Annotated in this window: 8 protein-coding genes; 7 read left to right on the top strand and 1 reads right to left on the bottom strand. The window is 59.9% G+C overall.

The features are described 5' to 3' along the window. Nucleotides 1-18: 18 nt before the first annotated feature. The 7 genes from ACI0FG_RS02785 (at nucleotide 19) to glgP (ending at nucleotide 11927) form a co-directional block, all read left to right on the top strand. A complete protein-coding gene (locus ACI0FG_RS02785) occupies nucleotides 19-2400 on the top strand; it encodes an intermembrane phospholipid transport protein YdbH family protein (protein WP_419787032.1) in 2382 nt (793 codons plus the stop codon). A 9-nt stretch (nucleotides 2401-2409) separates the two neighbouring features. Then, nucleotides 2410-2619 (top strand): hypothetical protein, encoded by a 210-nt coding sequence (locus ACI0FG_RS02780; RefSeq protein WP_419787031.1) that lies wholly within the window; start codon nucleotides 2410-2412, stop codon nucleotides 2617-2619. Further along, complete coding sequence (locus tag ACI0FG_RS02775; protein ID WP_419787030.1) at nucleotides 2609-2971, top strand: YdbL family protein; 363 nt, start codon at nucleotides 2609-2611, stop codon at nucleotides 2969-2971. The genes ACI0FG_RS02780 and ACI0FG_RS02775 overlap by 11 nt, the downstream gene beginning before the upstream one ends. A gap of 260 nt (nucleotides 2972-3231) precedes the next feature. Further along, complete coding sequence (locus ACI0FG_RS02770; RefSeq protein WP_419787029.1) at nucleotides 3232-5190, top strand: amylo-alpha-1,6-glucosidase; 1959 nt, start codon at nucleotides 3232-3234, stop codon at nucleotides 5188-5190. Further along, on the top strand, nucleotides 5190-6476 hold the full coding sequence (locus ACI0FG_RS02765) for a glycosyltransferase family 4 protein (RefSeq protein WP_419787028.1): 1287 nt from the start codon (nucleotides 5190-5192) through the stop codon (nucleotides 6474-6476). The genes ACI0FG_RS02770 and ACI0FG_RS02765 overlap by 1 nt, the downstream gene beginning before the upstream one ends. Continuing rightward, entirely contained in the window at nucleotides 6473-7672 is a 1200-nt protein-coding gene (locus tag ACI0FG_RS02760) for a glycoside hydrolase family 57 protein (RefSeq protein ID WP_419787027.1), read from the top strand. The genes ACI0FG_RS02765 and ACI0FG_RS02760 overlap by 4 nt, the downstream gene beginning before the upstream one ends. Before the next feature lie 13 nt (nucleotides 7673-7685). Continuing rightward, on the top strand, nucleotides 7686-11927 hold the full coding sequence (glgP, locus tag ACI0FG_RS02755; RefSeq protein ID WP_419787026.1) for an alpha-glucan family phosphorylase: 4242 nt from the start codon (nucleotides 7686-7688) through the stop codon (nucleotides 11925-11927). Between the two features lie 65 nt (nucleotides 11928-11992). On the opposite strand, the gene ACI0FG_RS02750 is transcribed toward glgP, so the two are convergent. After that, a complete protein-coding gene (locus ACI0FG_RS02750) occupies nucleotides 11993-12964 on the bottom strand; it encodes an ATP-binding protein (RefSeq protein ID WP_419787025.1) in 972 nt (323 codons plus the stop codon).

Raw genomic sequence — 12964 nt, 5'->3', positions numbered from 1 at the left:
CGAATATACCTCTTATTAATGATAGAGACACTTGGCAAAAGAATCCTCAAATGGGCGGCGCTGATCGTTCCCTGGGTGCTGGCACTGGTGCTGGGAGCGGGATGGTGGCTGACCGTCTGGACCCCAGGCTATCTGGAGCGCCTGGTACCGAAGCTGGCCGCCGACATGGGGTTGCCGCTCAAGGAATTCCATATCCGCGACGCCGGACTGTTTTCCGCAGACATCGGCCCAGTGCAGCTTGGCGACGAGACGGAAGGCCTGCGGCTGGCCAATGTGCATATTACCTATACACCGGCCTCGCTCAAACTGGGGCGGGTCAATTCGGTCATGCTGGACGGCGCGATGCTAACCGCCGTTTACGACGGCAAGAACTTTTCCCTGCCTGTCCTGGCATTGCTCCCTGCCTCGGAAGGCGGCGATAGCAAAAATGGACTGCCCGACCTTCCCTTCGACACACTGACCCTGCGCGACGCCTCCCTGCTCTGCCGGATTGACGGGAAAAATCTGTCAGTGCCTTTTTCCGCAGTTGTAACGCCCGGCAATACACTTCACTTCACCGGCAGCCTCCGTCCCCGGGACCAGGAAATCGCAGTGGAGGGAGACCTCGGCCCTACCCTGAACGACCTCGCGGTCAAGGTGCGGACATCGACATTTCGCCTGGGTGCCTTTGCCGATTTTCTGCCCCGGCCCATCAGCGGCGAGGCCGATATCTCGGCCCGGGCCCGGCTCGATCTGGCGCATCCACCCGCACTGCAAGCCCAATTCAAACTGGCGGCGGCCCATTGCGACCTGAAGTCTCTCGGCATACGGCTGGCCGACGATGCGGTGCTCCGATTGCAGGGCACGATTGCGGATGGCGGGCTTTCCTTTTCCATGGATAATCTTTCGCTGGTCTCTCCCCTGCCCCTGCGGGTGGGGATTAGGGAGGGCGACGTCAAGGACGGTGCTCTTGCGGCCCATTTCGATATTGCCGGAGCCGGCGTGGAAATGGACGGCAGGTTGAATGCGGACCGCAGGCAGGACGACAGCGGACTTTGGGATGTATCGTTCTCCACCGCCAACCAGAACCGTCTCACGCTGGAGATTGGGGAACGAGTAATACGGCTGAACGGTTTCGAGGCAACGCTAAAAGGCACGGCGGGCCCAGGCGAGGCGAATGTGCTCCTCAAATGCGACACACGAGCCACGGCCATCGATACCACGGGGTTCAGCTCCGGCCCCATGAGCCTGACCCTGCCCCTCAAGTGGCCCTCGGACAAGACGGGCAAAGAGGGCGACGTCCGACTTTCCGGTCTGCGACTCAAGGAACGCAAGCTGGGCAACGTTACCGCCCGTGTCCGGCAGCAGGGAACAGCCGTAATTTACAAAGGTACCATGACATCCGAGGTATTGCCGGGACTGCGCGTCCCGTTTTCCGGGATATCCTCACTGATCGGCAACCGCACGGACCTCAACTTCAACGTGGACAACTATGCGCTGACAGACGCCTTTGATCCCGCCACCCTGGACCCGGGCATGAAAGGCGCTGTGCTGACCGGAACCGTGCAGACCAAAGGGCAAATCAAAGTGGACGACGATGGTGTGCAGTGCCGCCTCGGCGCCTCCTTTTCCAACGGCAACCTGACATTCAGCGAGAACGGCACCGCCATCCGGGGCATCAACGCCTCGTTCGTGACGCCGGACCTCTTCGGCCTGCGCAGCGCCCCGGCCCAGCAAGTGACGTTTGATTCCCTGGATTCGGGCAAGATTGATCTCACCAACGGAAAGATCGTCTATCAGCTGGAATCCGGCGGTTCGGTGCTGGTGGAGCAGGCCCGGTTCGACTGGTGCGGCGGCCATGTGTTCAGCAACGCCTTCCGTCTGGCCCCGGCCTCAAAAGAATACGCCATCACCCTCTATTGCTCGGAGCTGCGGCTCTCGGCCCTGCTCGGACAGCTGGGACTGGCCAAGGCCGAAGGTGAGGCCGCCCTGTCCGGCGAATTGCCCGTTACCTGGAAACAGGGCAAGATCAGCTTCAACGGTGGATTCCTCCACTCCACACCCGGCGAAGGGGGAGTCATCCAGGTGGAAGCCATGCAGGATCTGGTGAAGGCTATCCCGGAAGGCACGCCACAGCGCGGCCAGCTGGAGCTGGCGCAGGAAGCGGTCCGGGATTATCAGTACAAATGGGTACGCATCAAGGCGGACACCGTGGGCGAGAATCTGCTGGTCCGCCTGTCGCTGGACGGCAAGCCGGCCAGTCCGCTGCCATTTGTCTATAAAAAGGAATTCGGCGGATTCATCCGCATCACCGGCGACGTGCAGGGGTCCAATTTCCAGGGCCTCAGGCTGGACGTCAACTTCAGTGTGCCTTTGAACCGGATTTTACTGTATAAAGATGTCGTCAACATGATTCAGTAGGGAGTTTTGATGAAACAGATCATATCCATAGCGGCGTGCCTCATCCTATCAGCCGCCTGGGGCTGCTCCACCAGCCACCGGGTGGAGGTCGCCCCCGTAGAGGTCAAACCCATCCACATCACCATCGATGTCAATGTCAAAGTCGACAAGGCCCTCGACGACTTCTTCTCCGACATAGACCAAGCCCCAGCCAAACCGGAGGTCAACAATGCGAAATAAATATCTGCTCACCCTTGCGCTCACCCTCGTCCTCTGCGCTCTGGCCGGATCGGCAATCGCCGGGGAGCTCAAGGACCGGATCATCGCCCGCAAACCGCAGATAGCCGCCCTGCTCGCAGACGGCACCGTTGGCGAAAACAACAAGGGCTACCTGGAATTCCGAGGCCCCAAAAAACAGGCCGACGTCGTGGCTGCCGAAAACCAGGATCGGACCACCGTATATCAGTTCATTGCGAAAAAAGCCGGGACCACCCCTGATCTGGTGGGCCAGCGCCGGGCCGCCCACGTGGCCGAATCCGCCCCGGCCGGAACCTGGCTGCAAAAACCGGACGGGACCTGGTATCGAAAATAGCCCCCTGCATGAAACAAAAGGGGCCTCCCCCTGCGAATATCCCCCGTCAAGTTGCGCGCTCGGCGGGGGCTTTCATTTATGCACACCCCGGCCCGGCAAACCGGGAACGATACGGACTTGTGGCAACTGAAAATTATTTTGGAAAAAATAACGCTAATTATGGTTTTTGACTTGCAAGAAGAAGATTTTTTTTATCTATAAGTCTTTAGGGAAATTCCTTTCACGCTTCGAAGAATCCCTTCAACTCACGGCGGTGAAATATGAATCATGTTCCCAGGGACGAGTGCGTCAATACCGAGACGGCCACCCGAAAAGAGTGGCTCGACACCAACGGGCTGGGGGGTTACGCCTCCAGCACCATCATCAACTGCCATACGCGAAAGTACCACGGACTGCTTGTAGCGGCCCTCAGGGAGCCGCGCGGCAGGTTCGTGCTGCTCTCCAAGGCCGATTCCTCCCTCCTGCATGGGGGCAAGGAATTCTCCCTCGCCACCAACAAATATCCCGGCGTGTATTACCCCACCGGGCACCAGTTCGCCGAGTCCTTCGACCAAGGGCTCTATCCGGTCATGACCTTCCGCATCGGCGATGCCTTGATCCGGAAATCCATCATGATGGTCCACGGACAGAATACCGTGCTGATCTGCTACGAACTGGCCGAGAGCAACGTCAAACCGACCCTTCGCATCCGCCCCTTGCTCGCCTACAGGGAAATTCACAAGCTGACCCGGGAGAACATGTTTCTGCGGCCCAAGTCCTATCCGGAACGGAACGGGCGAAAAATCCAGCCCTATGAGGGAATGCCGCCGCTCTACATGGCCACCAACAGGAAATCCGAATTCCTGCCCGGCCCCAAGTGGAATACCAGCCTGGAATACCTCATGGAGCGAGCCAGAGGGTTCGACTACCAGGAGGATCTGTTCTGCCCAGGCGTGTTCGAGGTTCTGCTGCAAAAAGGCAAGCCGGTCATATTCGCGGCTTCCACCGAACCGCTGGGCAATCTGGAACGGCTTCGCAAAAAGGAAGTAGAGCGACGGGAGACGCTGTTTGCATCCGCCAAGGACCGCAGCGTCCATGTCCGCCAGCTCAAATATTTTTCTGACCAGTTCCTGATCCGCAACACATCCGGCTTCGCCTCGGTCATCGCCGGGTACCACTGGTTCGGGGAATGGGGGCGTGACACCATGATCGCCCTGCCCGGCCTGACGTTCTTTGCCGGACGGAAATCGTTCGGCGAGGAAGTCCTGGCCGCCTATGCGGGACTGGAGCGGGACGGGCTGCTCCCCAATTATCTGGACCAGTCCTCGGATCACCTGGCCTACAACTCGGTGGACGCCTCGCTCTGGTTCTTCTGGGCCGTGCAGCAATACCTCAAGGCCAAGGGGAGCAGGCAGTTCGTCATGGACAAGCTGTTCCCGGCCCTGCGCTCCATCGTGGCCGCCCATCTGGACAACCGCGTGCCGCTGTGCGGACTAGACAAAGACGGCCTGCTCTTTGCCGGAAACGAGAACACCCAATTAACCTGGATGGACGCCCAGGCATACGGCAGGCCGGTGACCCCCCGCCACGGTGCGGCGGTGGAGATCAACGCCCTGTGGTACAACGCCCTCCGTTTTTTTCTCGAACTGGCTCCGGCCGATGACGATTTGGTGGAACGGGCCACGACCGCGGCCGAAACGCTGGCCGCCAACTTTGTTGCCCGGTTCTGGAACGACGGGGATGACTGCCTGTACGACGTGGTCAACGCGCACGGCCAGGACTGCTCCGTCCGGCCCAACCAGATATTCGCCGTGTCGCTGCCGTACACCATGCTCGACACGACCAGGATGCGGGCCATGATCAAGGCGGTCCAGGCCCACCTGCTGACCCCGTACGGGTTGCGTACCCTCTCGCCCAGAAACCCGAACTACTCGCCCTTCTATCAGGGCGGTCCCGATGAACGGGACTCGGCCTATCACCAGGGCATGGTCTGGCCCTGGCTGGCCGGGCATTTCGGCGAGGCACTGCTGCGCCAGGCGGACGACCGCACCGGGGCCAAGGCCTTCCTGCGCACATACTTCAAGCCGATCCTGCGCTCCTTCCCCGACGACTTCGGCATCGCTTCGGTACCGGAGCTGTACACGGGCAACCCGCCCCACCAGCCCAAGGGCACCATCGCCCAGGCATGGTCCGTGGCCGAAGCCATCCGGCTCAACAAGCTTCTCGGAGAAAAATCCTAATGCGTGTACTCATGTTCGGGTGGGAGTTCCCGCCCTATATCTCCGGCGGCCTTGGGACGGCCTGCCTCGGCCTGACAAAGGGCCTTGCCAAGCTCGGCACGGACATCCTGTTCGTATTGCCGCGCCTGGACTCCAACGAGGAGGGAGGCCACTTGAAGCTTATGGGCGCCAACCGCGTCCGGGCCAAGGTCGGCATTCGAGAAATTCTGGAACTGCGTGAGCGGATTTCCGTGCTCGAAGTCCTCTCGCCACTGCGTCCCTACCTTACGGAAAAGGAATACCGCTCCATCCTGGAGCACAACGAAAACATTTCCGCCCAGGACATCATGGGCGAGCTGAAAAACGATTTCACCGGTGGCTACGGAAGCAATCTCATGGCCGAGATAGTCCGCTACAGCGTGGTCGGAGCGCACCTGGCGGCCAGCGAAAAGTTCGACGTGATCCACGCCCACGACTGGATGACCGCCCCGGCCGGGATCGAAGCCAAGCGGGTATCCGGCAAACCACTGGTAATCCATGCCCACGCCCTGGAGTTCGACCGCAGCGGCGAGCACGTCAACCAGCAGGTCTACGACATAGAGCGAGCCGGTTTCGAGGCTGCGGACAGGATATGCGCGGTCAGCCACTTCACCAAGAACACCATCGTCGAGCGCTACGGCATCGACCCGTCCAAGGTCACGGTGGTACACAACGCGGTTTCCAAAGGACGACGGCTGCGCCAGATGCGCATCGAAAAGCCGTTCAAGGAAAAACTCGTCCTCTTCCTGGGACGCATCACCTTCCAGAAGGGGCCGGACTATTTCGTGGAGGCCGCAGCCAAGGTTCTGGAGAAAAATCGTGACATCCGATTCGCCATGGCCGGGTCCGGCGATATGTTTCCCCGCATGGTGGAACGCATGGCCGAGCTGCGCATGGCCGACCGGTTCCACTTTCTCGGTTTTGTACGCGGCATGGACGTGGAACGCATCTACGCCATGAGCGATCTCTACGTCATGCCCAGCGTCACCGAACCCTTTGGCATCACCCCGCTGGAGGCCATGGTCTACGACGTGCCCTCCATCGTCTCCCGGCAGTCCGGCGTGGCCGAGATCATGGAGAACGCGGTCAAGGTGGATTTCTGGGACGTGGACCGTCTCGCCTCGGAAATTCTCGACATTCTCGGCAACGAGGACCGGGCCGCTATGCTCAAACTCAGTGGCCGCCACACCCTCAAAAAAGTACAGTGGGAACACGCGGCCGCAAAGGTGCTGGCCGTATACCGCGAACTGACAGGAGGTGCGGCATGATCCCCGTCTGCTTTTACTTCCAGGTCCACCAGCCCATGCGGCTGGACCAGGGCTACTCCTTCTTCAACATCGGCCGCTCCCACCACTACCGCGACGAACGGGCCAACAGGGAGATCATGCGCAAGGTGGCGGACAAGTGCTACCTGCCCGCCAACCGGCTGATGCTCGACCTGATCAACGAGTACCGGGGCGACTTCCGCATCTCCTACGCCATAACCGGCGTTGCCATGGAGCAGTTCCAGGAATTCTGCCCCGAGGTCCTCGACTCCTTCCGCGAGCTGGCGGAAACCGGCTGCGTGGAGTTCATCGGCGAAACCCACTACCACTCGCTGGCCTTCCTTTTTTCCAAGAAGGAATTCCGGCGGCAGGTGGAAATGCACAGCCGCATCTTCGAGGAATTCTTCGGGGTCCGGCCCACCACCTTCCGCAACACCGAGCTGATCTACAGCAACGAGCTGGCCTTGGAGGTGGAGAAACTCGGCTACAAGGCTATCCTCTGCGAAGGAGCGGATCAGGTGCTGGGCTGGCGCTCCCCCAATTATCTGTATCAACCTGCCGGGTGCACCCGGCTCAAGGCCATGCTCAAGAACTACCGCCTCTCGGATGACGTGGCCTTCCGCTTTTCCGACCGCAACTGGAATGAATGGCCGGTGAGCACGGAAAAATTCGCGGGCTGGGTTCATGCCATCGCGGGCAACGGCGACGTGGTCAACCTGTTCATGGACTACGAGACCATCGGCGAGCACCAGTGGGCGGATACCGGCATCTTCGAATTCTTCCGAAGCCTGCCAAGGGCCATTCTGGCCCATCCGGACTTCGCGTTCCGGACGCCCGGCGAGGCTGCGGCCAAGCTCGACCCCATGGCCCAGCTCGACGTGCCCTACTTCACTTCCTGGGCGGACCTTGAACGCGACGTTACGGCCTGGCTGGGCAATCCCATGCAGGATCAAGCCGCCGAACTCGCCTATGCGCTGGAAAACGACGTGCTCGCCACGGGTGACGACGACCTCATCGCCACATGGCGGGAGCTGCTCACCAGCGACCACTTCTATTACATGTGCACCAAATGGTTCTCCGACGGCGACGTGCACAAGTATTTCAACCCGTATGATACCCCGCATCAGGCGTTCATAACCTATATGAACGTGCTCAACGACCTCACCCTCCGCGTCCAGAAGGGACTCGGCGGCGAGTGAACAGGAGTATACGATGGACACCAGTTGGCTTTTCGAAGTTTCGTGGGAAGTGTGCAACAAGGTCGGCGGCATCCACACCGTTATCAGCAGCAAAGCCGCCGAAGCCATAAAGGCATTCGAGGGCCGCTACGTAACCATGGGACCGTTGCTTGACCGCAACCCGGGATTCAAATCCGCCGAACCGCCCAAGGAACTGATCCCCGCACTGGATCGCCTGAAAGGCAAGGGTATCGAGACCCAATTCGGCAAATGGGACATTCCGGGGCAGCCGTGGGCCATGCTCATCGGCTTCCAGAACGCCTTCCCGGACAAGGACAAGCTGCTCTTCCAGCTCTGGAGCGACTTCGGCGTGGACTCCATGGCCGGAGGCTGGGACTACATCGAGCCTGTTCTGTTCAGCACGGCCTCGGCCATGGTCGTGGGCGAAATATATGAGGAAGTGGGGGACGACGCTGAGGTGTTCGCCCACTTTCACGAGTGGATGTCAGGCGCGGGGGTGCTCTACCTCAAGAAGCATGTGCCCTCGGTATCCACGGTGCTGACCACCCACGCAACCATGCTCGGCAGGGCCATGTCCGGCTCGGGCGTGGACATATACGACAGGCTGGAGGAGATCGAACCGAGCCAGGAGGCCAAGGTCTTCGGCGTCACAGCCAAACATTCCATGGAGTCGGTCTCGGCCCGCGAGGCGGACTGCTTCACCACGGTTTCCAACATCACCCGCAAGGAAGCGGCCAACCTGCTGGGCACCAACCCCGATGTGGTGACCATGAACGGCTTCAACCTTAAGGGATTCGCCGAACCCGGGACCGTGGCCAAGACACGCACCACTTCCCGGAAGAAGCTGGTGGAACTCGCCTCCCGATTCCTGGAGCGCGACCTCGACCCGGAAAAGACATTTCTCGTCGCCACCAGCGGACGGTATGAATTTCACAACAAGGGCATCGACCTGCTCCTGGACAGCCTGTCCGACCTGGACGCGCATCTGGCACAGGAGAAAAGGGATGTCACGGTGGTCGCCTTCCTGCTGGTATCCTGCGGGTATGCGGGGTTCAGCGAAGAGGCGCGGCGGCGGCTCAAGCAGGAGCGGTACGACATTGAGAAGTATGCGGGTATCGCCACCCACCATCTGGGAAATGCCGAGCATGACCCCATTGTTCGCCGCTGCCGGGAACGGGGGCTGGACAACAAACCGGACAACCGATGCTGCGTCATCTTCATTCCGGTCTACCTGGACGGCAACGACGGCGTACTCAACCTGGAATACTACGATGCCTTGGCGGGCATGGACCTGACGGCGTTCCCCTCTTTCTACGAGCCGTGGGGCTACACTCCCATGGAGAGCGCGGCCTTTGCCGTGCCCACCGTGACGGCGGACCGGGCCGGTTTCGGCCAATGGGTCATGGAAAAATATCCCGAGGGACACGCTGGGGTCTTCGTACTCAACCGGCTTACGGACAAATACGATAAGGTCCGCTCAATTCTGACGGATTTCCTGGCGGGATTCACGAAATGGAGCCGCGAGGAACAGGCGTATCGCAGCGGCGAGGCTCGCCGCATAGCGGACGAGGCCACCTGGGAGAACTTTTACCCGCGCTATCTGGAAGCCTATGAACAGGCGGCGGCCATCCGTACCGAACGCATCGCCGGAGTGCAACGCATGGCGGCCGCACCGGGCAAGGAGATCAGCTTCAGCGGCGTGAACACCACCCAACCGAGACTCCGTTCCTTCACCGTTGTCTCGGAACTGCCCGCCCCACTGGCGCGGCTGCGGGACCTGGCCAACAACCTGTGGTGGGTCTGGCACCGCGACTCGCAGGAACTCTTTGAATGGATGGACGGGCCGAGATGGCACGCCTGCCTGCACAATCCGGTCCTCTTCCTGGACACCATGGATACAGCCCGCCTGGACCAGTTGGCGGAAGACCCGGAGTTCAAGGGAAGGCTGGCCAGCGTGCTGGAGCGATTCGATGCCTACATGAAGGAACAGGATGGTGCGAATGTCCAGGGTATCACCTGGAAAAACCCCGTGGCCTACTTCTCCATGGAATTTGGCCTCCATGAATCAATCCCTATCTATTCCGGTGGTTTGGGTCTGCTTGCAGGTGATCACATCAAATCGGCCAGCGACCTGAACCTGCCCTTCATCGGCGTGTCCCTGCTCTACAAGAACGGCTTTTTCCACCAGCGCATCAACGGTAACGGTGAACAGGTGGTGGAATACATCGAGAATGATTTCGCGACCATGCCCATTACGCCGCTGCACCAGGAGGATGACGAGAAAATTCTGATATCCGTCGATCTGCCGGGCCGCACGGTCTTCGCACAGATATGGGAAGTACACGTGGGCCGGGCCAAGCTCTACCTGCTGGACACCGACGTGAACGAGAACTCCCGGCCTGACAGGGATATCGCATCGCGCCTGTACGAACCGTCGTCCAAGGGGCGCATCGAACAGGAGATCATCCTCGGCGTGGGCGGCGTTCGGATGCTCATGGCCCTCGGCATCACGCCGTCCATCTATCATCTCAACGAGGGGCACTCCGCATTCCTGCTCTTCGAGCGCCTGCGGCAGCTCCTGCTCCAGGATGGCATGGATCTGGCCGCAGCCCGGGAGATTGTGCACGGTTCAACGGTATTCACCATGCACACCCCTGTTCCGGCGGGCAACGAACGGTTCGAGAAGTCCCTGGTGGAAAACTACTTCCGGGGATACGCGCAGGAAATCGGCGTTCCTTGGGACTCGCTGTGGAATCTCGGCCACATCTATGCAGAGGAGGCGGACCACCTGAACATGACCGTGCTCGCCCTGCACCTCTCCTGCATTCGCAACGGCGTAAGCAAGCTGCACGGCGATGTGTCGCGACGCATGTGGATGGACCTGTGGCGAGGCTTCCTCCTGAGCGAAATCCCAGTGGGTCATGTGACCAACGGCGTGCACATCACCTCCTGGCTGGACGAACGGATGCGCCTCGACATCGAGGAGTCCTGCAACCAGCCGGTTCACCAGGGCCTCCTGGACAACGTGGACTGGAATTGCCTGGACAATCTCAATAACCGGCGTCTGTGGGACACCCACAATGCGCTCAAGCACCGGCTCTACGAGGAAGTGCGCCGCTCCATCTCCAACCAGTGGATGCGCGAGGGCGAACCGCCCAACCGGCTCCAGGCCTTCCTGGAGGCACTCAACCCGGATCACCTCACCCTCTGCTTCGCAAGGCGCTGCACCGCATACAAGCGGCCCACGCTACTCTTTCAGGACATGAACCGGACCAAGAAGATTCTGTGCAACCCGGACCGGCCCGTAAACATCATCTTCGCGGGCAAGTCGCATCCGGCGGACACCATCGGTGCCAGTTACATCAGCCTGATATGCAGGCTGGCCAAGCAGGACGACTTCCTCGGCCGCGTGGTCTTCCTGGAAAGCTACGACATCAGGCTGGCCCGGCTGCTGGTTTCCGGCGCGGACGTCTGGCTGAACAATCCGACGCGGCTCATGGAGGCCAGCGGTACCAGCGGCATGAAGGCAGCGGTCAACGGTGTGCCGAACTGCTCCATCCTGGACGGCTGGTGGGACGAGGCCTTTGACGGCACCAACGGCTGGGCAGTGGGCAGCGGACTGGTCTACGAAAATCAGGTCAACCAGGATATCGTGGACGCGGACAACCTCTATGCCGCACTGGAATCCGAAGTGGTGCCGGAATTCTACGACCGGGCCGACGACGGCATCCCTCACACCTGGCTGCAACGCATGAAGGAATCCATGAAGACCGCCTTCCGCCAGTACGGCACCCACCGCATGGTGCGGGACTACATCCAGGACATGTACCTCCCCGCCCTGCAACTGGCCGGGCTTCGGAACAAGGGAAACTACGCCCTGTCCAAGGAGATCGGCGAGTGGCGCAAGCGCATTCCCGGCCGGTTCTCCACGGTGAACATTCGCGAGGTCCAAGTTGAGGGCATCCACGGCGACGTGTTCAAGCTGGGCAACAGGCTGACGGTACGGGCCACGGTGGACAGGGGCCAGCTCCTGGACGAGGAGATCCTGGCCGAACTGGTGGCCGCCACCCCGGACGAACAGACCGTGGTGGACTGCATCCCCATGAAGCTGAAGCATTCCGAGGGCAACACCCTGGAATTCCGCGCCGAATACGCGCCCACCACACCGGGTCCCCTGCGTTACGGCGTGCGGGTAATCCCTGTCCATCCGGGACTTGCCAACAAACACGAAACCCGACTCATCCGGTGGAGCTAACGGGACGGGTTATTCCCAAAAACAAGGGAGGGGCTGATCAGCCCCTCCCTTTCATTACTGTTTGATCAGAAAAACCACTTTTTTTTGACCAGCAACCCCTTCCCCTTCATGTAGCTTTCAAGCGTATCGTATATCCCGGTATCGTTGGCAAACTTGATGTAATTCTCCGCTGTCTTGAGCCATTCCAGGGTGGATGGAGAAGCGGCCTTGCGCGCGCGAAGCAGATCCTTCTGCTCTATATCCCGCTCGTGGCCTCCATTTTCCAGTATCTCCATCAATACGGATTCACTTGCCTTGTTGACGACCTCGACAAGGTCCGCACCGGAAAAAAGCTTCGTCTCACGCGCCAGTTCCGCAGTGTCGATATTTTTTACAGGCAACCCGGCAAGGTTAATATCGAGAATATCCTTCCGGGCTTCTTCGTCCGGGGGAGCAACAAAAAGGACATTGTCAAACCGGCCGGGCCGCTTCAGAGCCGTGTCCACATCCCAGATAGCATTGGTCGCCGCAAGGATAAGGACATTCTTGTTTTGGGAGGCCAGTCCGTCCATCTCCTTGAGAAACGTATTGACCACCGAGAGCCCAGCACTGCTCCGATTCTGGTCTCTGCGTCGGCCGAGCGCATCAATCTCGTCAATAAAAAGTACGGCAGGAGCACTCTGTCTTGCCCGCTGAAAGAGCGAAGCGACATTCTTTTCGCTGTTGCCCAAGTACATATCCAAAACTTGGTCTATGCCGACGTTGATAAACTCGCAGTCGCACTCTCCGGCGATGGCCCGGCTCAGATAGGTCTTGCCGCATCCGGGAGGCCCGTACAGCAAAATCCCGCCCCCTGCGGACTTCTTAAACTTTTTAAATAATTCCGGACTCTTGAACGGCTGGATAATCTTAATCTGAGCCAGTTTCTTGAACTCAGCCAGTCCGCCCACGTCGGCAAAAGTGATTCTTTTTTCATATACGATCTCATCTTCCGCCGACGGAGGCGTATATTGATCGGGGAAAAGAGGAATGACGGTTGGCTTTTTATCATCACACAT

This window comes from Pseudodesulfovibrio sp. 7M6, from assembly GCF_050058625.1.
Lineage (GTDB): Bacteria > Desulfobacterota > Desulfovibrionia > Desulfovibrionales > Desulfovibrionaceae > Pseudodesulfovibrio > Pseudodesulfovibrio salinus.
This window is presented reverse-complemented; position numbering and strand designations above follow the sequence as displayed.